The sequence below is a fragment of the Streptomyces sp. NPDC026301 genome, assembly GCF_055567935.1.
Map to the genome: position 1 here is coordinate 238,097 of NZ_JBVHPN010000010.1, position 26,944 is coordinate 265,040.

Annotated in this window: 22 protein-coding genes and 1 pseudogene; 7 read left to right on the forward strand and 16 right to left on the reverse strand. The window is 71.8% G+C overall.

Going from position 1 to position 26,944, the window contains the following annotated elements:
- Nucleotides 1-200: 200 nt before the first annotated feature.
- Nucleotides 201-1,325, reverse strand: coding sequence for a glycerate kinase (locus ACZ4MH_RS19770; protein ID WP_351597319.1), 1,125 nt, complete (start codon nt 1,323-1,325; stop codon nt 201-203).
- Between the two features lie 217 nt (nt 1,326-1,542).
- Between ACZ4MH_RS19770 and ACZ4MH_RS19775 the strand changes: the two genes are divergently transcribed.
- Together ACZ4MH_RS19775 and ACZ4MH_RS19780 are read left to right on the forward strand one after the other, a co-directional pair.
- Nucleotides 1,543-2,652 (forward strand): ADP-ribosylglycohydrolase family protein, encoded by a 1,110-nt coding sequence (locus tag ACZ4MH_RS19775; RefSeq protein WP_351597322.1) that lies wholly within the window; start codon nt 1,543-1,545, stop codon nt 2,650-2,652.
- A gap of 74 nt (nt 2,653-2,726) precedes the next feature.
- Entirely contained in the window at nt 2,727-3,224 is a 498-nt protein-coding gene (locus ACZ4MH_RS19780) for an NUDIX hydrolase (protein ID WP_351597325.1), read from the forward strand.
- A gap of 36 nt (nt 3,225-3,260) precedes the next feature.
- Here ACZ4MH_RS19780 and ACZ4MH_RS19785 read toward each other — a convergent pair whose 3' ends face one another.
- The 15 genes from ACZ4MH_RS19785 to ACZ4MH_RS19855 form a co-directional block, all read right to left on the reverse strand.
- Nucleotides 3,261-3,740, reverse strand: a complete 480-nt coding sequence (locus tag ACZ4MH_RS19785) for a methylated-DNA--[protein]-cysteine S-methyltransferase (RefSeq protein WP_351597362.1) — start codon at nt 3,738-3,740, stop codon at nt 3,261-3,263.
- Between the two features lie 100 nt (nt 3,741-3,840).
- A complete protein-coding gene (locus ACZ4MH_RS19790) occupies nt 3,841-5,355 on the reverse strand; it encodes an AlkA N-terminal domain-containing protein (protein ID WP_351597328.1) in 1,515 nt (504 codons plus the stop codon).
- Between the two features lie 151 nt (nt 5,356-5,506).
- Nucleotides 5,507-6,067 carry an O-acetyl-ADP-ribose deacetylase gene (locus tag ACZ4MH_RS19795; RefSeq protein WP_351597331.1) on the reverse strand — a complete coding sequence of 187 codons (561 nt, stop codon included), beginning with the start codon at nt 6,065-6,067 and terminating at the stop codon, nt 5,507-5,509.
- Between the two features lie 147 nt (nt 6,068-6,214).
- Complete coding sequence (locus tag ACZ4MH_RS19800; RefSeq protein ID WP_351597334.1) at nt 6,215-7,543, reverse strand: hypothetical protein; 1,329 nt, start codon at nt 7,541-7,543, stop codon at nt 6,215-6,217.
- Nucleotides 7,544-7,595: 52 nt separating this feature from the next.
- Nucleotides 7,596-8,267: a hypothetical protein gene (locus tag ACZ4MH_RS19805; RefSeq protein WP_351597337.1), complete on the reverse strand. Its 672-nt coding sequence runs from the start codon at nt 8,265-8,267 to the stop codon at nt 7,596-7,598.
- Nucleotides 8,255-9,439, reverse strand: coding sequence for a putative T7SS-secreted protein (locus ACZ4MH_RS19810; RefSeq protein WP_351597340.1), 1,185 nt, complete (start codon nt 9,437-9,439; stop codon nt 8,255-8,257). The genes ACZ4MH_RS19805 and ACZ4MH_RS19810 overlap by 13 nt, the downstream gene beginning before the upstream one ends.
- Nucleotides 9,436-9,735 carry a hypothetical protein gene (locus ACZ4MH_RS19815; RefSeq protein WP_351597342.1) on the reverse strand — a complete coding sequence of 100 codons (300 nt, stop codon included), beginning with the start codon at nt 9,733-9,735 and terminating at the stop codon, nt 9,436-9,438. The genes ACZ4MH_RS19810 and ACZ4MH_RS19815 overlap by 4 nt, the downstream gene beginning before the upstream one ends.
- 445 nt (nt 9,736-10,180) lie before the next feature.
- Nucleotides 10,181-11,593: a phytoene desaturase family protein gene (locus ACZ4MH_RS19820; protein ID WP_351597344.1), complete on the reverse strand. Its 1,413-nt coding sequence runs from the start codon at nt 11,591-11,593 to the stop codon at nt 10,181-10,183.
- Between the two features lie 106 nt (nt 11,594-11,699).
- Complete coding sequence (locus ACZ4MH_RS19825) at nt 11,700-12,665, reverse strand: inositol monophosphatase family protein (protein ID WP_467754596.1); 966 nt, start codon at nt 12,663-12,665, stop codon at nt 11,700-11,702.
- 118 nt (nt 12,666-12,783) lie between these two features.
- On the reverse strand, nt 12,784-14,655 hold the full coding sequence (locus ACZ4MH_RS19830) for a gamma-glutamyltransferase family protein (protein ID WP_351597349.1): 1,872 nt from the start codon (nt 14,653-14,655) through the stop codon (nt 12,784-12,786).
- Between the two features lie 119 nt (nt 14,656-14,774).
- On the reverse strand, nt 14,775-15,827 hold the full coding sequence (locus ACZ4MH_RS19835) for an ABC transporter ATP-binding protein (protein ID WP_351597352.1): 1,053 nt from the start codon (nt 15,825-15,827) through the stop codon (nt 14,775-14,777).
- Nucleotides 15,824-16,876 carry an ABC transporter ATP-binding protein gene (locus tag ACZ4MH_RS19840; protein WP_351597356.1) on the reverse strand — a complete coding sequence of 351 codons (1,053 nt, stop codon included), beginning with the start codon at nt 16,874-16,876 and terminating at the stop codon, nt 15,824-15,826. The genes ACZ4MH_RS19835 and ACZ4MH_RS19840 overlap by 4 nt, the downstream gene beginning before the upstream one ends.
- Nucleotides 16,873-17,784, reverse strand: coding sequence for an ABC transporter permease (locus ACZ4MH_RS19845; RefSeq protein ID WP_467754597.1), 912 nt, complete (start codon nt 17,782-17,784; stop codon nt 16,873-16,875). Before ACZ4MH_RS19845 ends, ACZ4MH_RS19840 begins: the two co-directional genes overlap by 4 nt.
- Nucleotides 17,781-18,734, reverse strand: coding sequence for an ABC transporter permease (locus tag ACZ4MH_RS19850; protein WP_467754598.1), 954 nt, complete (start codon nt 18,732-18,734; stop codon nt 17,781-17,783). Before ACZ4MH_RS19850 ends, ACZ4MH_RS19845 begins: the two co-directional genes overlap by 4 nt.
- 28 nt (nt 18,735-18,762) lie before the next feature.
- A complete protein-coding gene (locus tag ACZ4MH_RS19855) occupies nt 18,763-20,364 on the reverse strand; it encodes an ABC transporter substrate-binding protein (RefSeq protein ID WP_351596009.1) in 1,602 nt (533 codons plus the stop codon).
- A gap of 195 nt (nt 20,365-20,559) precedes the next feature.
- Here ACZ4MH_RS19855 and ACZ4MH_RS19860 point away from each other — a divergent pair, with 195 nt between their 5' ends.
- The 5 genes and pseudogenes from ACZ4MH_RS19860 to xdhB all read left to right on the forward strand — a co-directional run bounded on the left by ACZ4MH_RS19860 (nt 20,560) and on the right by xdhB (nt 26,943).
- Nucleotides 20,560-21,333: an SIR2 family NAD-dependent protein deacylase gene (locus ACZ4MH_RS19860; protein WP_351596012.1), complete on the forward strand. Its 774-nt coding sequence runs from the start codon at nt 20,560-20,562 to the stop codon at nt 21,331-21,333.
- Nucleotides 21,306-21,440: pseudogene (locus ACZ4MH_RS19865) on the forward strand (NAD-dependent deacetylase); the annotation flags it as partial. The gene ACZ4MH_RS19860 and the pseudogene ACZ4MH_RS19865, both read left to right, overlap by 28 nt.
- Before the next feature lie 98 nt (nt 21,441-21,538).
- Nucleotides 21,539-22,615, forward strand: a complete 1,077-nt coding sequence (locus tag ACZ4MH_RS19870) for a lipoate--protein ligase family protein (RefSeq protein ID WP_351596015.1) — start codon at nt 21,539-21,541, stop codon at nt 22,613-22,615.
- A 471-nt stretch (nt 22,616-23,086) separates the two neighbouring features.
- Nucleotides 23,087-24,556 carry a xanthine dehydrogenase small subunit gene (locus ACZ4MH_RS19875; protein WP_351596018.1) on the forward strand — a complete coding sequence of 490 codons (1,470 nt, stop codon included), beginning with the start codon at nt 23,087-23,089 and terminating at the stop codon, nt 24,554-24,556.
- The gene (gene xdhB, locus ACZ4MH_RS19880) at nt 24,553-26,943 is read left to right on the forward strand and encodes a xanthine dehydrogenase molybdopterin binding subunit (RefSeq protein WP_351596021.1); all 2,391 of its coding nucleotides are present in this window, start codon (nt 24,553-24,555) and stop codon (nt 26,941-26,943) included. Before ACZ4MH_RS19875 ends, xdhB begins: the two co-directional genes overlap by 4 nt.
- Nucleotide 26,944: the final 1 nt, after the last annotated feature.

Below are 26,944 nucleotides of genomic sequence, written 5' to 3' on the forward strand. Positions count from 1 at the left end.
CAGCCCGTCCGGCGTTTGAGGACGAGCCCGGAGGGCGATCGGGGTCCAGGGGCGCAGCCCCGGTTTCGGGAAGGGGCGGGTCCGGGGCATCCTTCCCCAGGCCCGGCCCCGCCCTGCGGGCCGTACGCACGGGGCTCTGCCCCGGACCCCGCTCCTCAATCGCCGAAGGGGCTTGATTTGGCCGGAGGGGCTTGATTTGGCTACGCCAGGAAGTCCCGCGCCAGGGATTCTGCCGCCTGCTCCAGGAGCGGGCCCGCCTCGGCCATGCAGCGGGCCGGGTCCGGCTCCAGGGCCGTCAAGGGGTACGCCCGCTCGATTCCGGCCTGGAGGAGCGCCGACGGCGGAAGGAGCAGGCGGCCGCAGACCGCCACGACGGCCAGGCCGCGGGCGCGCGCCGCCGCGGCCACGCCCGCCGGTGCCTTCCCGTGCAGCGTCTGCTCGTCCAGCGAGCCCTCGCCGGTAATCACGAATGTGGCGCGCTCCAGCGCCGGGCCGAACCCGAGCACGTCGAGCATGACGTCGATGCCGGGCCGGAACGTCGCGCCCAGCCCGACCAGCGCGCCGTACCCGATGCCGCCCGCCGCGCCCGCGCCGGGCGCCACCGCGTACGAGGCCGCCTTCGGCCCCACCGCCGCTTCCAGCACCTTCGCGTAATGCGCCAGCGCCGCGTCCAGCGTGGCGACGTCCGCCTCGCTCGCGCCCTTCTGCGGGCCGTAGACCGCGGGCGCGCCCTTCGGGCCGGTCAGTGGGTTGTCCACGTCGCTGGCCAGCACGATCTCCGTGCCGGCCAGCCGCGCGTCGAGGCCGCTCAGGTCGGCGGTCGCGAGGGTCGCGAGCGGCCCGCCGCCCGGCGCGACCGGCTCCCCCGCCCGGTCCAGGAAGCGCGCGCCGAGCGCCGCGAGCATCCCCGCGCCGCCGTCGTTCGTGGCGCTGCCGCCCACGCCGAAGACGATGCTGCGCGCGCCCGCGTCCAGCGCGGCCAGCAGCAGCTCGCCGGTGCCGTACGTGGTGGCCGTCAGCGGCGCGAAGACGCCGTCCGGCAGGTGCTGCAGGCCCGACGCCTCGGCCATCTCCACCACGGCCGTACCGTCGGCGCGCAGCGCGAACGTGGCCGTGACGGGCGTGCCGGTGGGTCCGGTGACCCGCGCCTCGTGCCGGGTGAAACCGGCGGCCAGCGCCGCCGCGACCGTGCCGTCGCCGCCGTCCGCGACCGGGACGGCCGCCACGGAGAGGCCCGGTACGGCACGCCGCAGGCCCGCCGTGACGTGCTCGGCGACCTGGACGGCCGTCAGCGAGCCCTTGAACTTGTCCGCGGCGATCAGCACGTGTGCTGTGTCTGTCCTTGCTGCGTCCGCCACCCTGTTTCCCCTTGCTTCCGAACTGGCCGTCGCGCCGGTGTGACCCTATCCGGCGCGGAACCCGGAGAACAGAGTGACGTTTTCCGGGAAGCGGATTTACGATACCGCGAAGCGGATATTCGCGCTCCCAGATCGGCGTGTTGTGCCTGTTCACGCCGCCCCGCACTTCGGTACACCTGGAGCCATGACGCCGTCGCAGAACAGTGGGCCCGCAGCCGCCGCCCGGCCGCCCGGCCTCGCCGACCGGATACACGGCGGCTGGCTCGGCCGGATCGCCGGGAACATGCTGGGCAAGCCCATCGAGCACGGCGACCTGTGGACCCGCGAGCGCATCGACCAGTACCTGCGCCGGACCGGCGCACTGCCGCTCACTGACTACCTCCCCGCACCGCCCCCGCCGCCCGGCCCCGAGGAGTCCTGGCTGCGCCCCGAATGGCGAGCGTGCGTACGCGGCCGGGTCGACGGCAGCTGCCGCGACGACGACATCGACTACTCCGTGCTCGTACTGGACCTGCTGGAGACCCACGGCACGGACTTCACCACCGAACAGCTCGGCACCCTCTGGCTGCGCCGGCTGCCGTACCTGCAGACCTTCACCGCCGAGCGGGCCGCGTACCGCAACCTCGCCACCGGCATCCAGCCCCCGCTCGCCGCCACCACCGACAATCCGTACCAGGAGTGGATCGGCGCGCTGATCAGGGCGGACGTGTACGGCTGGGTGTCCCCCGGGCAGCCCCGCCGGGCGGCCGCGCTGGCCCGCAGGGACGCGGTCCTCTCGCACACCGGCAACGGCGTCTACGGCGCGATGTGGGCGGCCGCGCTGATCGCCGCGGCGTTCGAGGCGAGCGGGCCGCGCGAGGCCGTCGACGCGGCACTCGCCCGTATCCCCGCGGGCAGCAAGCTGGCCCGCACGGTCCGGCACACCGCGGCGCTGTACGAGTCGGGCGTCGGCTGGTCGGACACGCTCACCGAGATGGAGCGCGAGGTCGGCCACCTGCACTGGATCCACGTGGTCCGCAACGCCGCCGTGCTCACCGCCGGACTGCTCTACGGCGAGGGCGACTTCACCTCCACGATCGCGCTGACCGTACGCGGCGGCCTGGACACCGACTCCAACGGCGCGACGGCCGGCTCGGTGGCGGGCGTGCTGTGCGGCGCGGCGGCGATCCCGCCCCAGTGGACGGAGCCGCTCCACGACCGCCTGCGCACCGCCGTCTTCGGCTTCGACGGCGTACGGATCAGCGAACTGGCCGAGCGGACGTACCGGCTGGCGGCCGGCTGCCCTGACACCTGAACATCCGTACCGCACGTGCCGGACGAGGTCGAATGAGGCCGGAGGTGTCCGACGGGTCTCCTAGGATCCCGAACATGACCTTGGATTACGCCGCTTACATCGCAAGCCTGCCCCGGGTGCTCGCGGGCGCCGGCACCATTTTCCGCGACGCGGCCGGACGCGTCCTGCTCGTCGAGCCCAACTACAAGGACACCTGGATCCTGCCCGGCGGGACGGTGGAGTCCGACCAGGGCGAGTCGCCGCGGCAGGCGGCCCGCCGGGAGACCGCCGAGGAGATCGGCCTGGACATCGAGCCGGGCCGGCTGCTGGCCGTTGACTGGGTGCGCGGCAAGGAGCGGCCGCCGCTGGTGTCGTACCTCTTCGACGGCGGGGTACTGGACGAGACGCGGCTCGCCGCGATCCGGCTCCAGGAGGAGGAGCTGCTCTCCTGGCGCCTGGTGGACCCGGCGGAGCTGGGCGGCTATGTGGACGGGCCGATGGGACTGCGGCTGCGCGCCGCGCTGGACGCGTTGGCGGACGGCCACGGGCCCGCCGAGCTGGAGGACGGCGTACCGCCCCGGCGCCCGGCGTAGCCCGCGCCCGCCATCGCGCGGCCGACGCGGCCACCGTCACGCTGCCGTCGCCACCTCCCGCTCGAAGTCCAGCAGATGGCGCTTGCGGTCCAGGCCGCCGCCGTAGCCGGTCAGGCCGCCGCCCGCGCCGACGACGCGGTGGCAGGGCACGATGATGCCGATCGGGTTCTTGCCGTTGGCCAGCCCGACCGCGCGGGCGGCCGACGGCTTGCCGAGCCGGTCGGCCAGCTCGCCGTACGAGACGGTGCCGCCGTACGGGATCTCGCACAGCGCCGCCCACACGCGCCGCTGGAACGGCGTCCCGTCGAGCCGGAGCGGCAGGTCGAAGGCGGTCAGCTCGCCGGCGAAGTACGCCCGCAGCTGCCGGATCGCGGTGGCGAAGGGCTCGGCCGCCGGCTCCTCCGGGTGCCCGAAGGTCTCCTGCGGCGGCCGGTGCCGCTGATCGGTCATGTACAGGCCGGTGAGCGCGCCGTCCCGGGCGACCAGCGTGAGCGGCCCGACGGGCGTGCCGGTCATGACGGCGTGGGTGGCGTGGGTGGCGTGGGTGGCGTGGGTGGCGTGGGTGTGAACCGGCAGGGTGTTTCCCTCATGCGTGTGAACAGGCATGGTGCTTCCCTCACTTGGCGGGGAGGTGGTTGATCGGGTGGTCGTCCGTGGCCCAGAGGTACTGGACCGCGTACGCGCGCCAGGGGCGCCAGGCGGCGGCCCGGGCGACCAGCGCGGCCGGCGTGCCGGGCAGCCCCAGGCCCTGTGCCGCGCGGCGCACGCCGAGGTCGGTGGCGGTGAACGCGTCGGGGTCGCCGAGCGCCCGCATCGCGATGCACTCGATGGTCCAGGGCCCGAAGCCGGGCAGTTCGGCGAGGCGGGCGCGGGCCCGCTCGCGGTCGCTGCCGGGGCCGAGCTGGAGGTCCCCGTCGGCCAGCGCGGCGACCAGGCCGGTGAGCGTGGCGCGCCGGGTGCGCGGCATCGCGAGGGTCTCCGGGTCCAGCTCCGCCAGCGCGGCCGCGCTCGGGAAGAGGTGGGTGAGGCCCCCCTCGGGGTCCTCGATCCGCTCCCCGTACGCCGCGGCCAGCCGCCCCGCGTGCGTACGCGCCGCCGCCGTCGACACCTGCTGCCCGATCACCGCCCGTACGGCGAACTCGTCCGCGTCCACGGTGCGCGGCACCCGCCGCCCCGGCGCCTTGGCGATCAGCGGCGCCAGTACCGGATCGTCCGCCAGCAGCGCGTCGACCGCCTCGGGGTCGGCGTCCAGGTCGAGCATCCGGCGGCAGCGCGCGATGGCCCCGGCCAGGTCGCGCAGGTCGGTCAGGGACAGCCGGCAGTCGATGTGGTCGGGGCGCGGGGTGAGCGCCACGATGCCGTGTCCGTACGGGAGGCGCAGGGTGCGGCGGTACGCGCCGTCCCGCCACTCCTCCACGCCGGGGACGGCGGTGGCGGCGAGGTGCCCGAAGAGGTTGTCGGGGCACAGCGGCTTACGGAAGGGGAGGCGGAGGGCGAGGGTGGTGAGCGCCGGTGCGCCTTCGGGGCGAGCGTCTTCTGCGCGAGCGTCTTCTGCGCGAGCGGCGACCGGCCGGGCGCGCTGCCGCAGCTCGCTCGGCGACAGCGCGAAGACCTCCCGCACGATGTCGTTGAAGGTCCGAATACTGGCGAACCCGGCGGCGAACGCGATCTCCGCCATCGGCAGCGCGCTGGTCTCGATGAGCAGCCGGGCGGTCTGCGCGCGCTGGGCCCGGGCGAGGGCCAGCGGCCCGGCGCCCAGCTCGGCCAGCAGCTGGCGCTCGACCTGGCGCGGGCTGTAGCCCAGCCGCGCGGCCAGGCCCGGCACCCCGTCCCGGTCCACGACGCCGTCGCCGATCAGCCGCATGGCCCGCGCGACCGCGTCGGCCCGCTCGTTCCACTGCGGGGAGCCGGGGCTGGCGTCGGGCCGGCACCGCTTGCAGGCACGGAAGCCGGCCTGCTGCGCGGCGGCGGCGCTGGGGTAGAAACGCATGTTGGCGGGCTTGGGAGGTACCACCGGGCAGCTGGGCCGGCAGTAGATCTTCGTCGTGGTGACGGCGGTGAAGAACCACCCGTCGAAGCGGGCGTCCTTGGACTGCACGGCGCGTACGCACCGCTCGGTGTCGGTGTGCATGTCTCAAGGATTTCGCAGGCGGCGCCCGGTGGCTGGCGAGAATCCGACATGGACGTGAGCCACCGGCCACCGGCCACCGACCCGCGGCTTCCGCGTCCGCACCCGGCTTCCGCGATCGCACCCGGCCTCCGTGACCGGCCCCGGCGCCCGTTCACGCCTCCAGCGCCGCCGCGAACGCCTCCTGCCCCCGGTCGTCGAAGACGACGAAGCGGACCTCGTCCAGCGGACCTATGCCGCGGGCGATCACCTCACGCACCGTCCGCACGGCGATCCGCGCGCCGTCGTCCAGCGGCCACCCGTACACGCCCGTCGAGATCGCCGGGAAGGCGACCGTACGGGCACCGAGCCCCACCGCCACCCCCAGCGACTCGCGATAGCAGGACGCGAGCAGCGCGGACCGGTCCTCCTCGCGTGAGTACACCGGCCCGACCGTGTGCACGACCCAACGGGCCGGCAGCGCGCCCGCCGTGGTCGCCACCGCCTGCCCGGTGGGCAGCCCGCGCCCGTACCGCGACGCGCGCAGCGCCCGGCACTCCTCCAGGATCCGCGGCCCGCCCCGCCGGTGGATCGCCCCGTCCACTCCCCCGCCGCCCAGCAGCGAGGAGTTGGCGGCATTCACGACGGCGTCCACGTCCTGCTCGGTGATGTCCCCAAGGACGAGCGTCAACCGCACGCCCTCGTCGTACTCGTACTCGTACTCGGCCTTGCTCATACGGGCATCATGGCGCAGCGGACGCGGCCGCCGCAGGGTCGCATCCGGGACCAGAACCGAGACCGGACGACGACGAAGGTCCCGACCGGATCCCGGTCAGAACCTTCGTTCGCCCTGATGCGCGCTATCCAGCGGGCTGTCCCAAAACTAGGCCCGCAGCACCCGAACACCCGCCGAGGCCAGACCGGTCGCCAACTGCCTGTGCTGGGGTGTGCAAAGCTCGATGGCCTCACCCGAGTGCAGATGCAGGTCCAGTGAGCCGTCGCCCAGCCAGGGGGCCGGGGCGGAGTGCACCGCGCCGAGGACGTCGGCCAGGGCGATGTCCAGGGCTTCGCCGGCTGGGCCGCGCAGGTGGATGGCCGAGGCGGTCAGTGCTGCGGCGCCGGCTCGGGCGGGGCCGCGGTCCCAGGTGGCTGCTTCCGTGTCATGGGCTACGTCCTCGTTCAGGCCGAAGCTCACTGCGTACGGGGCGGTCCCGGCGGGGAGGGCCGCCTCTGCGGTGCGGGCCGCCGCGCGCCGGGCCCGGCGTTCACGCAGGCGTGCCACCAGGACGAAGGGCAGCAGCAGGATGACGATGCCCAGCGCCCCGGCTGCGGCGACCCCGAGGTTGGCCGCGGTGCGCGGGCGGACCATACAGACCGCGCCGAGGACGACGACGGTCGGGGCGATCATGAGGGCGACGACACGGTAGGACCGATTTGTACCGGACGGCTCACCGGCCTCCGGCACGGTGAGGCGCTCCCGGAAAATCCCGCGGTTGCGTTCCGTTCCCTGTGCGGACTCCCGCTCGCCGGACCAGCGGTAGCGTCGGGCGTACTTCGCCGTGACCTGCCAGGCCAGCGCCCCGGCGGTGAACAGAGCGGTGGCACCCATGACCGTGGTCGAGGAGGCCGTGTCTCCGTTCGCCAGGACGACCAGGAAGAAGACGGCACAGGCGAGGACCGCGATGCCGCCGAGGTTGCCACGCAGGTGCAGGCCGCGGTCGCGGACGTAGCGGTCGAGAACCCGGGGACGCTGATCCGCCGGCTCCAACTCGGCCGGTATGTCACCTGCCGGCAGAGCGCGGGCCGCGGGGATACGCTCCAGCACGTACCAGGCCCGGATGCGCTGCCACCGCAGCCGGTCCCGCGACCGGATGGACCGCAATCCCAGCAGCGCGGCGCCTGCAATCACAACGGTCCCGGCGAAGCCGAGCAAGTTCTGCCCCAACCGCCCGCCCTCGCCGTCGGCACCCGCCTGCACCGCGTCCGTCACACTGCCCGCGCCGAGCGCGACCGCGGCCACCAGTAGTGCTGCGCAGCCCAGAAAGCCGAGCCCACGCAGCCGGGAGAAGTCCTCGCGCACCAGAGATTCGAGAGCCTGCGCCCGTTCCCGCAACAGGGCAGCTCGGTTCGGATACGCCTGGACGGGTTCAGGCGCCGGATACGGCTCGCCCCGCCTTCGCCGGGCCGCCGCGAGGCTGTCCGCGGTGGTCATGAGGTACTCCTTTACGTCTTCTGCTGTGTGTACGCTCTGCCGGTTCCGCCGACTACTGACTGTCCGCGAAGACGGACCGCCCACCGATTACCGCCACGAGACCGGCCAGCTCCCACGCCTGGTCGGCAGCCAGGCTGGTGCCGATGACCAGCAGTCCTCTGCCACCCTCCGAAGGACAGGCCAGCGCACCGGCAAGTCCGATGGGCACCGAAGGCACGCCGACGCCTTCGCCGAGTCCTTCCGGGACGTGGCCGGGTCCTTCCGGGACGGGGCCGGGTCCTTCCGGGACGGGCAGGAACGGCTGGGCGACAAAGCCGAAGCCCATGCCCATGTCGGTGGTGTACGCCTCGGTGTAGGACGGCGCGGCATGGTAGTTCTCGGCGAACAGCTTGGTCATCAGCTCCCCCAGATCGAGGTCGCTGGGGTTGTCCGGAACCTCGACGACACCCGCGTAGATCTGCCAGGCCGCCTGCGCGCCGGTGCTCGGCAGCGGAGCAGTGATGATCCCGTACATCAGCACGCCATCGGCGTAGAGCGTGTCGTGCCACTGCAACAGAGCGTCTGTGAATTCCGCACGTCGCGTGGCCGCCACATCCGGATAGGTGAGTCGGACGAGCTCGGCACACCGGGACCGGGTGGCTTCGCGATCCGGGCTGTCGGCCAGCAGATCGAACCAGTCACCTGGTGTGTACAAGTGGACTCGTCCAGCGGCTAGTTTGCCCATGGCGCCACCGTGTCCTTGTTGGTCAGCGGGCCGAAGTCCCACTTCAGGAGCTTGCCTGCGGTTTCGATGGAGTCCTGTGAGCCTTCAGCGGTGAAGGCATCGCCGGTCCAGGTGGTGAAGTACTGGCCGGTCCGCATGACGAATTCGCTGTGCCCCATGGAGTACTCGGCTCCGTCGGCCGCCCGCGCCGTACCTCTGGCGAACTGGAAGTAACCCTGTGGTACTTCCTGCGCCGCCAACAGCCCGCCGAGCTGCTTGACCATCCTCGGCTGCTGCCCGCTCGCCTTGGCTGCGCTGAGTATCTCGTCGCCCAACCGTGCGCCGACCTTGCCGAGTCCGAAGCCGACCGCGTCGAGAATGACGTCCTTGGTGGCCAGAGCCTTCACGAAACTACCGGTCGTACCGACCGCAGACAGGTAGTGCGCCACGAGCGCGACACCCGCGAGCGCCAGGGAAGCAGCCCCCAGGAACTGCAGACCGGGCACCAGCGCGAGGAATCCGGTGACCGTGCTGAGGAATCCGGCGACATCACCGAGGGTCTTGAACAGCGGCGCCAGCTCTTTGAGCGTGCCCATCGGATCCATGACGGCATCCGCCAGGTCTTCCAGGGCGTCACCGACCGTATCACCCAACTTCTCCCAGAACCCGGGTTCGTTGGGCGCTTCATCGAGCGCCTTCTTCAGGCGGGAGGCGGACCTGGCACCTTCCTCCTCGTACGCGGCGTGCAGTTCGCGGGCGCGACGCTTGACATCGGCAAGGGCGTCGTCGCCTGAGCCGGACGATGCGCCTTTCCCTTCGCCGGACCCGCCCTTACCGTCCTTCTCGGCGTCAGACTTCTTGATGTCGTGTGCCTCGGACTCGAGGGCACGTGCACGCTTCTGGTGACTGTGCATGTATTCAGCCCAGTCGCCGAGCACATTCCTTGCCGTAGAGAATGCGCTGTACGCCTCAGCGACCTTGGGGCGGAAATCGTCGGCCAGCAAGGCACGGAACGAATCAGCCGCTTTCCCGCGCCATTCACCTTGATCCGCACCCTTCAGTACCCGGGAAATCTCACCGAGGGCTTCGGCAGTTCCACGGACCTGCCTGGCGACATCCTTGGCTATTTCGTAGTCGCCGGGGCACGGCACAAATCCTAGAATGGGAAAATCGTCGACCGTCGGTGCGCTCACTTCTTCTTCGCCGCCTTCGAAAGCGCCGCCGCCAGATCCCTGTCCATATCGTCGAACTTCTTCTGGATCTGGTCGAGCGCTTCCACGGCACCCTTGGTGAACTTACGCAGTTGCCCGAAGCCGTAGGACCACTCATCGCCGAACTCGTCCATGCGTCGCTCCAGCTCGGCCGCCCCCATAGCCTTCGCGTCCACCTTTTCCATGGCTCGCGCAGGCTTGTCGAGCACCTCTCCGATGTGAGCCATGTTGCGCCGCACTCGCTTCAGCATGGCATAGTCGACGTACAAATCGGACAAGATTCCCCCCGGTGTGGCACTTGCAGGCGCGGACTGTGCAATGAACAGGCCGAGCGAGACATGTTAAATGAGTGGAAGCCGAAGCCGCCACTTCCCGGCCGGAGCACCTGAACCGCGCACTCGAAATAGCGGCCCCCGCCCCACGCTGGGCTACATGCCTTCGAACTCGGCGAACCCGACGACCAACTACTGACTCATTTCCACCCTGCGCTTCGGAGCGACCATCGGGATATCCAGATAAATATGGCGTCCGCCTGGTGGATATTGACGTGTCCCGGTACGGGTGGATATTCCGGTGTCTGCCCCGAGATTCGTGGAGTTGGCTTGCTGGGTTCCTTACGTCAACGGCATTGCGCGCATCTTGCACTCGGCCGGGCTGAGCATCCCGAGTGCGGAGTGCCGGCGTTGCCGGACCTACGGGCATCATGGCGCATCCGCGCGCCGCTCAGCCCCGGGTCTCCCTGATGCGGCGCCAGGCGGCCTTTGCCGCGTTGTGGCCGCACATGCCGTGGACGCCGCCGCCCGGTGGGGTGGCCGAGGAGCAGAGGAAGACGGCGGGGTGGGTGGTGGTGTACGGGATGCGGCGGGGCTTGGGGCGGAGCAGGGTCTGGAGGCCGGAGAAGGCGCCGACGCCGATGTCGCCGCCGACGTAGTTGGCGTTGCGTGCGGCCAGTTCGGGCGGGCCGGCGGTCGCGCGGGCCAGTACGAGGTCGCGGAAGCCGGGGGCGAAGCGTTCCAGCTGGCGCTCGATGGCGTCGGTGAGGTCGCCCGTCCAGCCGTTGGGGGCGTGGCCGTACGCCCAGAAGGTGTGCTTGCCCTCGGGGGCGCGGGAGGGGTCGATCAGGCTGGGCTGCGAGGTGATGAGGAACGGGCGCTCGGGGGCGCGGCCCTCGTGGGCGTCGCGCAGCGCGCGGCCGATGTCGCCCTCGGTGGGGCCGACATGGACCGTACCGGCGCGGCGCGCCTCCTCGGAGGTCCACGGGACGGGTCCGGACAGCGCATAGTCGATCTTGAAGGCGGAGGGGCCGTAGCGGTACGAGCTGAAGGCGTTGCCGAGCCCCGCGATGCGGGCCAGCGCCGTCGGCGAGGTGTCGAAGATGTACGCGCGGGCGGGCGGCAGGTCGTCCAGTCGCTTGACCTCGTAGTCCGTGTGGATCACGCCGCCCTGGTCACGGAGGTACCCGGCGAGCGCGTCCGGGATGGCCTGGGAGCCGCCGCGGGCGATGGGCCAGCCGTACGCGTGCGCCGCCAGCATGAAAGTCAGGGCGATGGCGCCGGTGGCGATGCCGGTGAGCGGGTGGATGACGTGCGCCGCGCAGCCGGCGAAGACGGCGCGCGCCTTCTCGTCGTGGAAGCGGCGGTTCAGCACGGCCACCGGCGGGATGCCGGCCAGGCCGAAGCGGGCGAGGGTCACCGGGTCGCGCGGGAACCCTTCGAGGACGCCGCGCATCATGTCGCGCGCGAGCGTGTCCCACTTGCCGCGGAAGGGGTCGACCAGGCGGCGGTACGGGCCGGCGTCGCGGACGCCGAAGGACCGCGCGGTCTCGCCCACGGAGCGGGACAGCACGGCGGCGCTGCCGTCCGGGAAGGGGTGCGCCATGGGCAGTTCGGGGTGCAGCCACTCCAGGCCGTAGCGCTCCAGGGGGAGGTCGCGGAAGGCGGGCGAGCCGATCCCGGTCGGATGCACGGCCGCGCACGGGTCGTGCCGGAAGCCGGGGAGCGTCAGCTCCTCCGTACGCGCGCCACCGCCGATCGTGTCCCGCGCTTCGAAGACCTCGACGGACATGCCCCGGCGGGCCAGTTCGACCGCCGCGGTCAGGCCGTTCGGTCCGGCTCCGATCACCACGGCATCGAGCATCGTCGGCACCTGCGCCACTCCCCTCGTATCGATCCTCCTCTTCGAGGATCAGTCGGCGGCTGAGAGCCTGTGACCTCACTTCGGTCGGACTGGGGTCGGACTTCGGTCAGGGAGACGACACGGGCTCTGCGAGCAGATCGAGGATACGCCGGGCGGTGGCCGCGTCCCGCGCCGCGGTGAACGGCAGGGTGTTGCCCCCGGATATCCGGAACGGCGCGCCGGAGAGGGTCATGCTCACGCCGCCCGCCTCCTGGACGAGCAGCAGGCCCGCCGCGTGGTCCCAGGCGTTCTCCCATGTGAACGCCGTGGCCTCCAGGGTGCCGCGGGCGACGGCCAGGTACTCCAGGCCCGCCGAGCCGCAGGGGCGGGGCGCGACGCCCTCGCAGACCAGGCCGGACAGCGCGCGCTTCTCGGCGACGGTGGTGAAGTCGTGGTGGGACATGGCGACTTCGAGGGTCTTGCCCTCGTGCGGCGCGCCGGCACGGAGCCGGCGGCCGTTCAGCCGGGCGCCGCCGCCGCGCACCGCGACGGCCATCTCCTCCAGCGCCGGTGCGTACGTCCAGGAGGCCAGCAGCTCGCCGCGGTGGGCGAGCGCGACCAGGGTCGCGAAACCGGGGTCGCCGTGCACGAACTGCCGCGTGCCGTCGACCGGGTCCACGATCCACACGGGCGCGTCGCCGTGCAGCGCGTCCAGTACGGCGGGGTCGGCGTGCACCGCCTCCTCGCCCACCACGGCCGAGCCGGGGAGCAGGGCCGTGAGGGCTACCGTGAGGTGCTCCTCGGCGCGCTGGTCGGCGATGGTGACCAGGTCGTGCGGGCCGTTCTTCTCCACCACCTCGTGGGCGGCGAGCTGCCGGAAGCGGGGCAGGATCTCGGCCGCCGCGGCCTCGCGGACGGCCTTCTCGACGGCGTCGAGGTCGACGGCCGCGAGCACGGCCTCGGCCGTCCCGGCCGGGCCCGTCACGTCCGCCGCCCTGTCGTCCATGCCTGCCCTGTCCGTCCTGTCCGTCCTGTCCGCCCTGTCCGTCCTGTCGTCGTTGTTTGCAGGAATCGCAGGAATTGCTTCGATCATGTCTCCATGGAAGCACGGACCACTGACACGGCACCTGGAATCCAGATGAACCCCAGGTGCACGCGTTCGCCCCGCGGTGACCTGCGGTGACCTGCTGTGGCCGGCCGGTGTCCGGGGGTCAGCGTCCCACCGCGTACCCCTGCATCCCCCGCGGGTTCGCGGCGGCGGAGAGTACGCCGGTCTCCGGGTCGCGGGCGACCGCGCACAGTCGGCCCTCGGACCAGGCGTCGCCGACGGTCACGTCGTGGCCGCGCTCCCGCAGCCCCGCGACGACCTCCTCGCCGATGCGGGACTCCACCGTCACGCTCCCCGGCCGCATGGCGCGCGGGAAGAAGGACCCGGGGAAGGAGTCGGTGTGCCAGTTCGGCGCGTCGATCGCGCCCTGGAGGTCGAGGCCGCCGCGTACGGGTTCGCGCTGCGCCACGGCCAGGAAGAAGTGCAGCTGCCACTGGTCCTGCTGGTCACCGCCCGGCGTACCGAAGGCCATCACCGGCACCCCGTCGCGCAGCGCCAGGGACGGGGTGAGGGTCGTGCGCGGGCGGCGGCCCGGGGTGAGGGAGTTGGGCAGCCCCTCCTCCAGCCAGGCCATCTGCAGCCGCGTACCGAGCGGGAAGCCGAGGCCCGGGATCACCGGGTTGGACTGCAGCCAGCCCCCGGAGGGCGTGGCCGAGACCATGTTGCCCCAGCGGTCGACGATGTCGATGTGGCAGGTGTCGCCCCGGGTGGCCCCGCTGCGGTCGACCTCGGGGGCGACGGCGGCCTTGCCCGCGCCCCCGGTGCCGATACCGGTGCCGGTCGCGACGGTCGGCTCGCCCGCGCCGGAGACGCCCAGCGCGTCGAAGCCGGGCTCGCCGGCGGCGACGGCGGTGGCGTGCTTGCTGAGGCGCGGGGCGCGGCCGTCCGGTCGGCCGGGGCGCAGCTCGTACGAAGCGGTGCCGTCGATCAGCGCCCTGCGCTCGGCGTTGTACCCGGCCGAGAGCAGGGTTCCCAGCGGTACGTCGGTCGCGCCCGCGCCCTCCGCGTCGCCGTACCACGCCTCGCGGTCGGCCATGGCGAGCTTGGTGCCCTCGATGAGCCGGTGCACGTACTCGGGGCTGCCGTAGGCGGGCAGCTCCTCGGGGAGCAGCGCGAGCTGCTGGAGGAGGGCCGGACCCTGGGACCAGGCGCCCGCCTTGGCGACGGTCCAGCCGTTCCAGTCGTACGTGACCGGCTCCTCGTACGTGGCACGGAAGGCGGCGAGGTCGTCACCCGTGAGCGTGCCGGCGTGCCGCTCCCCGGAGGTGTCCATGGCGGGGCGCGCGGCGAACGCGGCCATCGCCTCGCCGATGAAGCCCTCGCGCCAGACGCGGCGGGCCGCGTCGATCTGCGCCTCGCGGCCGGGGCCCGCCGCCTCGGCCTCGCGGATCAGCCGCTCCCAGGTGTCGGCGAGCGGCCGGTTCCGCAGAAGTCCGCCGGGGGCCACGGAGCGGCCGCCGGGGAGGTAGATCTCGGCCGAGGTCGGCCACTCGTTCTCGAAGAGCTCGCGGACGGTCTCCACGGTCTCGCCGACCCGGTCGACGGCCGGGTGCCCGTCGCGCGCGTAACCGATGGCGTACGAGAGGACCTCGGCGAGCGTCTTCGTGCCGTGGTCGCGGAGCAGCAGCAGCCAGGCGTCGAACGCGCCCGGTACGGCGGCGGCGAGCGGGCCCGTACCGGGGACGAGGTCCAGGCCGAGCGAGGTGTAGTGCGCGACGGTCGCGCCGGCCGGCGCTGGACCCTGGCCGCACAGCACCTGTACGGGGCCGTCGGCCGGGGCGAGGATGATCGGGACCTCGCCGGCCGGGCCGTTCAGGTGCGGCTCGACGACGTGCAGTACGAAGCCGGCGGTGACCGCGGCGTCGTAGGCGTTGCCGCCGCCCTCCAGGACCGCCATGGCGGACTGGGATGCCAGCCAGTGGGTGGTCGAGGCCATGCCGAAGGTTCCCTGGAGGGTGGGGCGGGTCGTAAACACGTGGCTCCCTTGTGGTCGCGGTTCTGCGGATCGTGCGGGTGGTGCCGTGGCGCGCCAGGGATCGCCCTGCGGGCTCGTCCTCAATCGCCGGACGGGCTTGATTTTGCTGGGCTTCGTCTTCAAGCCGACGGGCTTGATTTGGCTGGGCTTCGGCCTTCGAGTGGAGGGGCGGAATCGTCCACCAAGTGGCAGGAAACCCTGCGGGCCCCCGGTAGCTCCCGTAGCTGCGGGACTTCCGTGCGGCAGCGGTCCACCGCTGCCGGGCAGCGGGTGTGGAAGTGGCAGCCCGGGGGTGGGGTGAGTGGGCTCGGGAGGTCGCCGTGCAGGACGATGCGTTCGCGGGTGCGCTGGGCGACCGGGTCCGGTACGGGGGCCGCTGACAGGAGCGCCTGTGTGTACGGATGGAGGGGCTCGGCGAAGAGCCGGGCCGTCGGCGCCTCCTCGACGATCCGGCCCAGGTACATCACGGCGATCCGGTCCGCCAGGAACTCCACGGCGGCCAGGTCGTGGGTGATGAACAGGCAGCCGAAGCCGCGGTCCCGCTGCAGGTCGGCGAGGAGGTTGAGGACCGACGCCTGCACGGAGACGTCCAGCGCCGAGGTCGGCTCGTCCGCGATCAGCAGGTCAGGGGCGACGGAGAGCGCGCGGGCGAGGGAGATTCGCTGGCGCTGGCCGCCGGAGAGCTCGTGCGGGTGCCGGTCGGCGTGTTCGGGGCGCAGCCCGACCTGGCCGAGCAGCTCCTCGACGCGGGCCCGGAGGCCGGACCTCGGTACCAGGCGGTGCAGCCGCAGCGGCTCGGCGACGATCTGCCCGATGGTCATGCGGGGGTCGAGCGAGGAGGACGGGTCCTGGAAGACCAGGTGGACATCGGTACGCAACGGGCGCATGGCGCGGCGCGAGAGGTGGGTGATGTCGGTGCCCTTCAGGGCGATGCGGCCGCCGGTCGGCTCGTCGAGGCGGACCACGCAGCGGCCGACCGTGGTCTTGCCGCTGCCCGACTCCCCCACCAGGCCGAGCACTTCGCCGCGCGCGATGGTCAGGCTGACACCGTCCACGGCACGGACGGCGCCTCCGGAGGAGGCGAAGTGCCGCTCCAGGTCGCGTACTTCGAGTACGGGAGGCACGTCGGCCCCGCCGTCACGCGCGGCCGGTATCTCATGTGCGGCGCTCATCCGGCGGCCTCCTCGTGCGCGGTGGCGGGCGTGGCGGTGGGTGTCGCGGCGGGTGTCGCGGCGGGGTGCCAGCACGCCACGCGGTGGCCGGACTCCGGTGTCAGCGGCGGCCGCGCCGTCCCGCACCGCTCGTCGGCGTGCGCACAGCGGTCGGCGAAGGTGCAGGCGTCCGGCTGGGCGGTCAGGCTCGGTACCAGTCCGGGGATCTCCGGCAGCCGGCGCTTCCCTTCCTGGCCCGGCCGCAGTACTGCCCCCAGGAGGCCGCGCGTATACGGGTGCCGGGGCGCGGCGAACAGCTCGTCTACCGGGGCCTGTTCGACGGCCCGGCCCGCGTACATCACCAGCACCCGGTCCGCCGCGTCGGCGACCACGCCCAGGTCGTGGGTGATCAACACGATGGCGGTGCCCAGGCGCTCGCGCAGCGACTGGAGGACCTCGAGGATGCCGGCCTGGACGGTGACGTCCAGCGCGGTGGTCGGCTCGTCGGCGATGAGGACGGCCGGGTCGCAGGCCACCGCGACGGCGATCATGACGCGCTGCCGCATACCGCCGCTGAGCTGGTGCGGGTACTCCGCCACGCGGCGCTCCGGCGCGGGGATGCCGACCAGGCCGAGCAGTTCGACGGCTCTCTCCTTCGCCTCCTTGCGGGTCAGGCCCTGGTGGCGGCGGAGTACCTCGCCGATCTGGCGGCCGACGGTGAGGACCGGGTTCAGCGAGGTCATCGGCTCCTGGAAGATCATCGCGAGGTCCTTGCCGCGGACCTTCGCCAGCTCCTTCTCGTCCGCCCCGGCCAGCTCCCGGCCGCCGAGCCGGACGGACCCGGTGACGGTCGCGGTGGACGGCAGCAGGCCCATGACGGCCATGGAGGTGACGGACTTGCCGCAGCCCGACTCGCCGACGATGGCGAGGACTTCACCGGCCGCCACGTCGTACGAGAGGGAGTCGACGGCGTGCACGGTACGGGTGTCGGAGCGGAAGGAGACGGACAGGTCGCGGACGCTCAGTACGGGTGCGCCGGGCACGTCAGGAGCCTGGTGCGGGGTGCTCATCGGGTGCCTCCGCGGGGGTCGAGGACGTCGCGCAGTCCGTCGCCGAGCAGGTTGAAGGCCAGCGTCGCGGCGACGATGGCGAGGCCGGGGAAGACCGCCATCCAGGGCGCGGGGCCGAGGAAGGGCTGGGCGCCGGCGAGCATCACGCCGAGCGAGGGGGCCGGGGGCTGGACACCGAGGCCGAGGAAGCTGAGCAGCGCCTCGCCGATGATCGCGGCGGGGATGCCGACGGTGGCCTGGACGATCAGCGCCGAGGTCGCGTTGGGGAGGATGTGCCGGACGAGTACGGTGCCGTCGCCGCCGCCGTTGACGATCGCGGCGCCCACGTAGTCCAGGTGTTTCAGGCGCAGCGTCTCGGCGCGTGCGATGCGGATGACGGCCGGTACCTGCGAGATGCCGATGGCGAGGGTGGCGTTGAGCAGGGACGGGCCGAGGACCGCCGCCAGCCCGACCGCGAGGACGAGGAAGGGGAAGGCGAGCAGGGTGTCGGTGAGCCGGGAGACCGCGGAGTCGGCGTACGTGCCGTAGTACCCGGCGGCCAGACCCAGCGGTACGCCGATGACGAAGGCCAGTACCACGGCGAGCAGGCCCACCTGCATGGACGCGCGGGCGCCGTAGATCACCCGGGAGAGCTGGTCGCGGCCGAGGTCGTCGGTGCCGAGCCAGTGCGCCCAGGAGGGCGGTGCCAGCGCGGCATCGAAGTCCGGGCCTGCCGGGTCGTACGGGGCGAGCAGCGGGGCGCAGAGCGCCGCCAGTACGAAGACGGCGGCGATCACCGCGCCGGTGAGGGCGAGCCGGTTCCTGCGCAGGGCGCGCAGCCGGGTGCGCAGGGTGCCGGGGCGCGGCGTGCCGGCGGCGGGCGCGGGCGGCGCGGCGGGCGCGACCGGGGTGTCCGGAGTGGCGGTCATCGGGCACCTCCGAGCCGGATGCGCGGGTCGATGACCGAATAGAGCACATCGACCGCGAGGTTGACGAGGATGTAGGCGGCGGAGGTGCACAGCACCACGCCCTGGAGCATCGTGTAGTCGCGCGTGAAGACCGCGTCGATGGTGAGCTTGCCGAAGCCGGGCAGGACGAAGATCTGCTCGGTGACGACGGCGCCGGAGATGAGGTGTCCGAGCTGGAGGCCGAGGACGGTCACCACGGTCACCAGGCTGTTGCGCAGCGCGTGCCCACCGATGACCTGACGGCGTGACAGTCCCTTGGCGCGGGCGGTGCGCACGTAGTCCGCCGACAGGCTGTCGAGCATCGCGCCGCGGGTCTGCCGCATCACGACGGCCGCGAGCCCGGAGCCGAGGACGACGGCCGGCAGCACCATGCGCCGCAGATTGTCGACCGGGTCCGTGCCGAACGGCACGTAACCGGACGCCGCGAAGACCGGTACGGCGATCGCGAAGGCGAGTACGAGGACGATGCCGAGCCAGAAGGTGGGGACGGAGAGCCCCAGCAGGGCGACGGCGTTGGCCAGCCACTCCGTCGCCTTTCCGCGCCGCACGGCCGCCAGTACGCCCGTCCCGATGCCGAGGACGACCGCCAGGAGGAGGGAGAGCGCGGCCAGTTCGAGCGTCACGGGGAGGGCGTTCAGTATGGAATCCAGGACGGGCAGGCCGGTGCGGGCCGAGGTGCCGAGGTCGCCGGTGAGGGCGTGGCCGACGAACCGCCCGTACTGGACCACGATGTTGTCGTTCAGCCCGTACGCCTCGCGGATCGCGGCCAGCGCCTCGGGGCTGCGCTCCTCGCCCGCCAGCGCGAGGGCCGGGTCGCCGGGCAGCGCGCGGATGCCGGCGAAGACGACGACGCTGACGAGGAAGAGCGTGATCAGGGACTGGCGCAGCCGGGTGAGGAGGTAACGGCTCATCGGGCGTACCCCGCATCCATGAAGCAGTTCATCGGGCGTACCCCGCGTTCTTCACGCGCACCAGGCCGTCGCCGTAGACCCGCACGCCTGCCACGTTCTTCCGCGCCACGACGTAGTTCTTCTGCCGGTAGAGGTAGATCAGCGCGTGCTGATCGCTTATACGGTCGGCGAGTTGCGTGTAGACACGGGCGCGGCCGGTCCGGTCGGCAGTAGTACGCCCCTCGGCGATCAGCCGGTCGATCGCCGGGTCGGAGATGCCGTACGTGTTCATCGCTCCTGCCGTGCCGACGAAGGAGGCGATGTTGCCGTCCGGGTCGAGCCGCCCGGACCAGCCGCTGACGTATGCGTCGAACTGCCCGGCGTCGGTCTCCTCCAGGAGCGTGGCGTACTCCATGGGCCGCAGCCGTACGTCGAAACCGGCCTCGCGCGCCATCGCCTGGATCACCTGGCCGAGGCGGCTGTCCTCGGGCGAGGTGGAGACCTTCAGCTCGATCGGAACCGGGAGCCTGACGCCCGCCTCCTTGAGCAGCTTCTTCGCGCGCGGCAGGTCGCGCTCCGGGCAGTCGGCGGGCCCCGGCGCGATGGCCGACTCCGGCGAGACGGGGCCGCAGGCCGGCTCGTACATGCCCTGGAAGACGACCTTGTTGATCAGCTTGCGATCCAGGGCGAGCGCGAAGGCTTCGCGGACGCGCGGGTCGCGGGCGAGCACCGTGCGCAGCTTCCCGGGCTTCTCCCCCGTCCCGTGCACGTTTCCGATGTTGAAGCCGAGGCCTTGGTAACCGAGCGAGGGCGAGTTGAAGAGCTGGAGCTGCGGTTCGGTGAGCGAGCTCTGCACCTCCACCGGGCCCATCTGGTCGCCGACCTGCACATCGCCGGAGCGCAGGTTCGCCAGCCGGACGCCGCCGTCGGTGATGGTCTTGTAGACGACGCGGTTCAGGTGGACCTTGTCCGCGTCGTAGTACCGGGGGTCCTTCGTGAGCACGATGCGGTCGCCCGCGACGCGTTCGACGTACTTGAACGGGCCGACGCAGGACGGGTGGTTGGTGAAGTTCTTGCCGTACTTCGCGAGCGCACGCGGGGACATGACCATCCCGGCGCGGTCGGCGAGCACGCCGGTGAGCGGGACGTACGGCGTCTTCAGGCGAATGCGGACGGTGTACCGTCCGGCGGCCTCGGCCTTGACCAGCGGGCCGAGTTCGGTGGCGCGGGCGGAGCCGGGGAGGGTGCGATGACGTTCCAGGGACCGGGCGACGGCGGGCGCGTCGAGGCGGGTGCCGTCGCTGAACGTCACGCCGTGGCGGACCGGGATGGTCACGGTCCGGCCGGCGTCGGAGGTCTTCGGCAGGGCGGTCGCCAGCTGCGGCACGACCTTGCCCGCGCGGTCGGTGTCGTACAGCTTCTCGCACATGCCGGCGAAGACGGTGCGGCCGACGAGGGTCTGCGCGAGGGTCGGATCGAGCTTGTCGGGGTCGGACTTGAGGGCGACGGTGAGCGTGCCGCCGTCCTTCGTGGGGCGGTGGTCGGTCATCCGGACCCCGCCCACCTCGGTGGCGGCGGAGGTGAGCGACCCGCACCCCGCGGCGCTGATCACCAGCCCAACTGCCAGCGGAACAGCCGCTGTTCGGCGCACGTGACGCTACCTCCCGAACGATCATCAAGAACGCATCGCGAACGATCACCAGGAACGAATGCAGCAGACCGTATTTCGCATACAGACGACCGGCAAGAGGCTGTCCCGGATCTTGGGCAGTTTCTGGTTACATCTAAATAACCGCACCCGACAACCCGGCCAAGTCCCCCACCCCGCCCCGCGTACGCTGGCGGCATGAGCGTCGCGATCCTCAGCGGTGCCGGGATCTCCACCGACTCCGGCATCCCCGACTACCGCGGGCCGAACGGCGTGTGGCGCCGCGACCCGGACGCCGAGAAGCTCGTCACGTACGCGTACTACATGAACGACCCCGAGATCCGGCGCCGGTCCTGGCTGATGCGGCGGGACGGCCCGGCGCTGCGCGCGAAGCCGAACGCCGCGCACGAGGCCGTCACCCGCCTGGAGCGCTCCGGCGTCCCCGTCCGCGTGATCACGCAGAACGTCGACGGGCTGCACCAGCTCGCCGGGATGCCCGACCGCAAGGTCCTGGAGCTGCACGGCACCGCCCGCACCGCGGTCTGCACCGAATGCCGCGCCCGGACGCCGATGGCCGACGCGCTGGCCCGGGTGACCGCGGGCGACCCGGACCCCGCGTGCCTCGACTGCGGCGGGATCATGAAGTCGGCGACCGTGATGTTCGGCGAGATCCTGGACCCGGAGGTACTGGGCGCGGCGATCACAGTGGCGAAGAACTGCGACGTCTTCCTCGCGGTCGGCACGAGCCTGTCCGTCCAGCCCGCCGCATCCCTCGCGGGCCTAGGGCGTGTCTTTCGGATCATCCCGGGGCCGCGACGCCTGGCACAGCACCTCGCGGCGTTGTCGCATCACCCACGGACACCCAGTCCGAGGGCGACGCTCCGCCTTGCGATGCACCGCACCAGACGCCGCGACCTGGTCCGGGCTGATCCAAAAGACACGCCCTGGCCGCCGACCACGGCGCCCGCCTGATCATCGTCAACGCCGAGCCGACCCCGTACGACGACCTCGCCGACGAGATCGTCCGCGACCCGATCGGCGAGGCGCTCCCCCGGCTGCTGGCCGATTTGCACCCGTGACCGCCGACAGGCTTGCCCCCCTTTGACGGGGAATGCCGGTGGCGGCGTTACGGTTGACCCGGCGGCCGGCCGGTCGGACGGCCGCGGAGACGTGGAGGATGAGCGCCGTGCAGAGCAGGCATCACGGTGAGTACAAGGTGCCCGGCGGCAAGCTGGTCGTCGTCGACCTGGAGGTCGCGGACGGCGTGCTGCGCCACGTCCGCGTCGCCGGTGACTTCTTCCTGGAGCCGGACGACGCGCTGCCGGCCATCAACGCGGCCTTGGAAGGCGCGCCCGCCGACACCGGCACCCGCGGCCTGGCCGACCGTATCGAGGCCGCCCTGCCCGAGGACGTCGCCATGATCGGCTTCACCGCCGAGTCGGTCGGCGTCGCGGTCCGCCGGGCCGTCGCCCAGGCCACCGACTGGACCGACTACGACTGGCAGATCATCCACGAGCCGCCGCAGGCGCCCGCGCTGCACATGGCGCTCGACGAAGTACTGACCACCGAGGTCGCCGAGGGGCGGCGCCCGCCGACGCTCCGCGTCTGGGAGTGGGACCGCCCCGCCGTGATCATCGGCAGCTTCCAGTCGCTGCGCAACGAAGTGGACCCCGCGGGCGCCGAGAAGCACGGCGTCACGGTCGTCCGGCGGATCAGCGGCGGCGGCGCGATGTACGTCGAGCCTGGCAACACGATCACGTACTCGCTCTGCGTCCCCGAGTCCCTCGTGCACGGCCTGACCTTCGCGGAGAACTACGCGTACCTCGACGACTGGGTACTCGGGGCGCTCGGCGACATGGGCATCAACGCCTGGTACAAGCCGCTCAACGACATCGCCACGGACGCCGGGAAGATCGCCGGCGCGGCCCAGAAGCGCATCGTGGCGGGCTCCGGCGCCGTCCTGCACCACGTGACGATGTCCTACGACATCGACGCGGACAAGATGGTCGAGGTGCTCCGCATCGGCAAGGAGAAGCTCTCCGACAAGGGCACCACCAGCGCCAAGAAGCGGGTGGACCCGCTGCGCCGCCAGACCGGCCTCCCCCGCGCCCAGGTCATCGACCGCATGATCACCTCCTTCCGCGCCCGCTACGGCGGCACGGACGGCACGGTCACGGAGGAGGAGTTCGCCCGCGCCCGCGAACTGGCGACCGCCAAGTTCAGCTCCCCGGAGTGGACGACCCGGGTGCCGTAGGGCTCGGGTGCCGCAGGGCTCGGGTGCCGCAGGGCTCGGGTGCCGTAGGACTGTCGAACCCGGGTGCCGTAGCGCCAAACCTGTAAAGCCGCAGGGGCCTTGACCAATGGTTCTGCGGCAACGTAGCGTCAACTGCACTGACTCGTGACTCGTGAGCTGCCGGAAGGAGGCGAAGTCGAATGTCCACCCTCTTCGACCTGCATCGCCTCGCTCTCCGGACCGCCTGGATCCCGGGTCGTGTAGCACACGGCTGCTGAGCAGCCCTTCTTCCGGCGTGCCCGTTTCGCGGCCCCGGCATCTTCTTTCCGTCACCGCCTGCGGCACGTCGCCGCGCGCTGATCAGCGCTGCGGATTCTTGCGCCGTGCCGATTCACGCGGCGGCTATTTGAGCTGTGCCATCTCGAAATAGAAAGCTCCTGAAATGGCGACTAGGACAACCATATCGACCGCGCGCCGAAATGAGGATGTGCCATGGTAGCGGCACGGATCACGGTCAACGGGAAAGAAACCCCCATTTCACCGGCCGCCCCCCACACCACGGTGCTGGATTTCCTGCGCGAGCGGGGACTCACCGGCACCAAGGAGGGCTGCGCCGAGGGCGAGTGCGGCGCCTGTTCGGTCCTGGTGGCCCGCCCCGGGGTGAACAAGCCGACCGACTGGGTGGCGGTCAACGCCTGCCTCGTCCCGGCCGCGGCGCTCGACGGCCAGGAGGTCATCACCTCCGAAGGCCTCGCCACCGCCGGCGCACCCGGCACGCCGCCCGCGCTGCACCCGGTGCAGGAAGAGATGGCGGTCCGCGGCGGCTCCCAATGCGGTTACTGCACACCGGGGTTCATCTGCAGCATGGCCTCCGAGTACTACCGGCCGGACCGCTGCGCGCACGAGGGCTCGGAAAAAGCCGATGAGGTCGACGGTGAGCACGGTCCGAATGGATTCGATCTGCACTCGCTGAGCGGAAACCTGTGCCGTTGCACCGGTTACCGTCCGATTCGCGATGCCGCGTTCGCCGTGGGTGAGCCCGCCGAGGACGACCCGCTGGCGCAACGCCGCGAGCAGTCCCCGCCGGAGCCGGTCGCCACTGAGTACTCCCAGGACGACAAGGCGTTCGTACGGAAGAACACCCTTTCCGAGACGCTGCAGTTGCTGCGCGAGCGGCCCGAAGCGGTCGTCGTCGCCGGCTCCACCGACTTCGGCGTCGAGGTGAACATCCGTTCCCGGCGCGCGGAATGCGTGGTCGCCATCGACCGGCTCGCCGAAATGCGGGAGCTGCGCGTCGAATCCGATTACATCGAGATCGGCGCCGCGCTGACGCTCACCGAGATCGAGCGCAAGCTCGACGGTGAAGTACCTCTTCTTGCCGAGCTGTTCCCGCAGTTCGCGTCCCGGCTGATCCGCAACGGTGCGACCCTCGGCGGCAACCTGGGTACCGGCTCGCCCATCGGCGACAGTCCGCCGGTACTGCTGGCCCTTGAGGCGTCGCTGGTGCTCGCCGACGCCGACGGCGAGCGCGTGGTCCCGCTGGCGGACTACTTCACCGGTTACCGGCAGAGCGTGCGCCGCCCCGACGAGCTGATCCGCGCGGTGCGCATTCCGCGGCCGCTGTCGCCGGTCACGGCCTTCCACAAGATCGCCAAGCGGCGCTTCGACGACATCTCCAGCGTCGCGGTCGGCTTCGCGCTCGACATCGAGGGCGGAATCGTCCGCAAGGCCCGCATAGGTCTGGGCGGCGTGGCCGCCACCCCGATCCGCGCGCTCGCCACCGAGGCGGCCCTGGAGGGCAAGCCGTGGGTGACGGAGACCGTCGAGGCCGCGGCCCGGGTGCTGCGCGGTGAAGGCACGCCGATGAGCGATCACCGCGCCAGCGATCTCTACCGTTCCGCGATGCTCGGCCAGAGCCTGCTGAAGCTGCACGCACAGACCACCGAGGCGGTGTCGTCATGAGTCATCTGTCCGAGATTCCCGAAAAGCCGGTAGTCGGCGTTCCGATGCCGCACGAGAGCGCCGGCCTGCACGTCACCGGTACCGCGCTCTACACAGACGACCTGATCCACCGCACCAAGGACGTGCTGCACGCCTACCCGGTCCAGGTCATGAAGGCGCACGGCCGGATCACCGCGCTGCGCACCGAGCCCGCGCTCGCCGTGCCCGGTGTGGTCCGCGTGCTGACCGGTGCCGACGTGCCCGGCGTCAACGACGCCGGCATGAAGCACGACGAACCGCTCTTCCCCGACGAGGTCATGTTCCACGGCCACGCGGTCGCCTGGGTGCTCGGCGAGACCCTGGAGGCGGCCCGGCTCGGTGCGGCGGCCGTCGAGGTGGAGCTCGACGAGCAGCCCTCCCTCGTCACGCTCCAGGACGCGATCGCGGCCGGCAGCTATCACGGTGCCCAGCCCCTCATGGAGACCGGTGACATCGACGCCGGCTTCGCCGACTCCGCGCACGTCTTCACCGGCGAGTTCCAGTTCGCCGGTCAGGAGCACTTCTACCTGGAGACGCACGCGGCGCTCGCCCAGATCGACGAGAACGGGCAGGTGTTCATCCAGAGCAGCACCCAGCACCCCTCGGAGACCCAGGAAATCGTCTCCCACGTGCTCGGTGTGCCGAGCCACGAGGTGACGGTGCAGTGCCTGCGGATGGGCGGCGGCTTCGGCGGCAAGGAGATGCAGCCGCACGGCTTCGCGGCCGTCGCCGCGCTCGGCGCCAAGCTGACCGGCCGGCCGGTCCGGTTCCGGCTCAACCGGACCCAGGACCTGACCATGTCCGGCAAGCGGCACGGTTTCCACTCCACGTGGAAGATCGGCTTCGACGCCGAGGGCCGCATCCAGGCCCTCGACGCCACCCTGACCGCGGACGGCGGTTGGAGCCTGGACCTGTCCGAGCCGGTCCTGGCCCGCGCGCTGTGCCACATCGACAACACGTACTGGATTCCCAACGCGCGCGTCGCCGGTCGCATCGCCAAGACCCACACGGTCTCCAACACCGCCTTCCGCGGCTTCGGCGGGCCGCAGGGCATGCTGGTGATCGAGGACATCCTGGGCCGCGTCGCGCCGCAGCTCGGCCTGGACCCCATGGAGCTGCGGGAGCGCAACTTCTACCGGCCGGGCCAGGGCCAGACGACGCCGTACGGACAGCCGGTCACGCAGCCCGAACGGATCTCCACCGTCTGGCAGCAGGTCCAGGACGACGCCGGCATCGCCGACCGCAAGCGTGAGATCGCGGCTTTCAACGCCGCGCACCCGCACACCAAGCGGGCCCTCGCGATCACCGGCATCAAGTTCGGCATCTCGTTCAACCTCACCGCCTTCAATCAGGGCGGCGCGCTGGTGCTGATCTACAAGGACGGCTCGGTCCTGATCAACCACGGCGGCACCGAGATGGGCCAGGGCCTGCACACCAAGATGCTGCAGGTGGCCGCGACCACGCTGGGCATTCCGCTGCACAAGGTGCGCCTCGCCCCGACGCGTACGGACAAGGTGCCCAACACCTCGGCCACCGCGGCCAGTTCCGGCGCCGACCTCAACGGTGGCGCGATCAAGAACGCCTGTGAGCAGCTGCGCGAGCGGCTGCTGCAGGTGGCCGGCACCCAGCTCGGCGCGAACGCCTCGGACGTCCGCATCGTCGAGGGCGTCGCACGCGCCCTGGGCAGCGACGCGGAGCTGGCCTGGGACGACCTGGTGCGCACCGCGTACTTCCAGCGCGTTCAGCTGTCGGCTGCCGGGTACTACCGGACCGAGGGCCTGCACTGGGACGCGAAAACGTTCCGGGGCTCGCCGTTCAAGTACTTCGCCCATGGCGCCGCCGCGACCGAGGTGGAGGTGGACGGCTTTACGGGCGCGTACCGCATCCGTCGCGTCGACATCGTCCACGACGTCGGCGACAGCCTCTCCCCGATGATCGACATCGGTCAGGTCGAGGGCGGCTTCGTGCAGGGCGCGGGCTGGCTGACGCTGGAGGACCTGCGCTGGGACACCAGTGACGGCCCGAACCGCGGCCGGCTGCAGACCCAGGCCGCCAGCACCTACAAGCTGCCGAGCTTCTCGGAGATGCCCGAGGAGTTCAACGTCACGCTGCTGGAGAACGCCACCGAGGAGGGCGCGGTCTTCGGGTCCAAGGCGGTGGGTGAGCCTCCGCTGATGCTGGCGTTCTCGGTGCGCGAAGCGTTGCGGCAGGCCGCCGCGGCGTTCGGGCCCACGGGAGTCAGCGTGGACCTCGCCTCCCCCGCGACCCCGGAGGCGGTGTACTGGGCCATCGAAGCGGCTCGCGGCGGAGACACGGGGAGCAGCGGCACCGAAGCCCCCGTCACTGCGAGCGCCTTGAGCAATGCCTGAC

Coding starts and splice junctions, on each gene's coding strand:
- ACZ4MH_RS19775 (WP_351597322.1), top strand. CDS start 1,543: ATGACGCCGTCGCAGAACAGTGGGCCCGCAGCCGCCGCCCGGCCGCCC.
- ACZ4MH_RS19780 (WP_351597325.1), top strand. CDS start 2,727: ATGACCTTGGATTACGCCGCTTACATCGCAAGCCTGCCCCGGGTGCTC.
- ACZ4MH_RS19785 (WP_351597362.1), bottom strand. CDS start 3,740: ATGACCGGCACGCCCGTCGGGCCGCTCACGCTGGTCGCCCGGGACGGC.
- ACZ4MH_RS19790 (WP_351597328.1), bottom strand. CDS start 5,355: ATGCACACCGACACCGAGCGGTGCGTACGCGCCGTGCAGTCCAAGGAC.
- ACZ4MH_RS19795 (WP_351597331.1), bottom strand. CDS start 6,067: ATGAGCAAGGCCGAGTACGAGTACGAGTACGACGAGGGCGTGCGGTTG.
- ACZ4MH_RS19800 (WP_351597334.1), bottom strand. CDS start 7,543: ATGACCACCGCGGACAGCCTCGCGGCGGCCCGGCGAAGGCGGGGCGAG.
- ACZ4MH_RS19805 (WP_351597337.1), bottom strand. CDS start 8,267: ATGGGCAAACTAGCCGCTGGACGAGTCCACTTGTACACACCAGGTGAC.
- ACZ4MH_RS19820 (WP_351597344.1), bottom strand. CDS start 11,593: ATGCTCGATGCCGTGGTGATCGGAGCCGGACCGAACGGCCTGACCGCG.
- ACZ4MH_RS19825 (WP_467754596.1), bottom strand. CDS start 12,665: ATGATCGAAGCAATTCCTGCGATTCCTGCAAACAACGACGACAGGACG.
- ACZ4MH_RS19835 (WP_351597352.1), bottom strand. CDS start 15,827: ATGAGCGCCGCACATGAGATACCGGCCGCGCGTGACGGCGGGGCCGAC.
- ACZ4MH_RS19840 (WP_351597356.1), bottom strand. CDS start 16,876: ATGAGCACCCCGCACCAGGCTCCTGACGTGCCCGGCGCACCCGTACTG.
- ACZ4MH_RS19845 (WP_467754597.1), bottom strand. CDS start 17,784: ATGACCGCCACTCCGGACACCCCGGTCGCGCCCGCCGCGCCGCCCGCG.
- ACZ4MH_RS19850 (WP_467754598.1), bottom strand. CDS start 18,734: ATGAGCCGTTACCTCCTCACCCGGCTGCGCCAGTCCCTGATCACGCTC.
- ACZ4MH_RS19860 (WP_351596012.1), top strand. CDS start 20,560: ATGAGCGTCGCGATCCTCAGCGGTGCCGGGATCTCCACCGACTCCGGC.
- ACZ4MH_RS19870 (WP_351596015.1), top strand. CDS start 21,539: ATGAGCGCCGTGCAGAGCAGGCATCACGGTGAGTACAAGGTGCCCGGC.
- ACZ4MH_RS19875 (WP_351596018.1), top strand. CDS start 23,087: ATGGTAGCGGCACGGATCACGGTCAACGGGAAAGAAACCCCCATTTCA.
- xdhB (WP_351596021.1), top strand. CDS start 24,553: ATGAGTCATCTGTCCGAGATTCCCGAAAAGCCGGTAGTCGGCGTTCCG.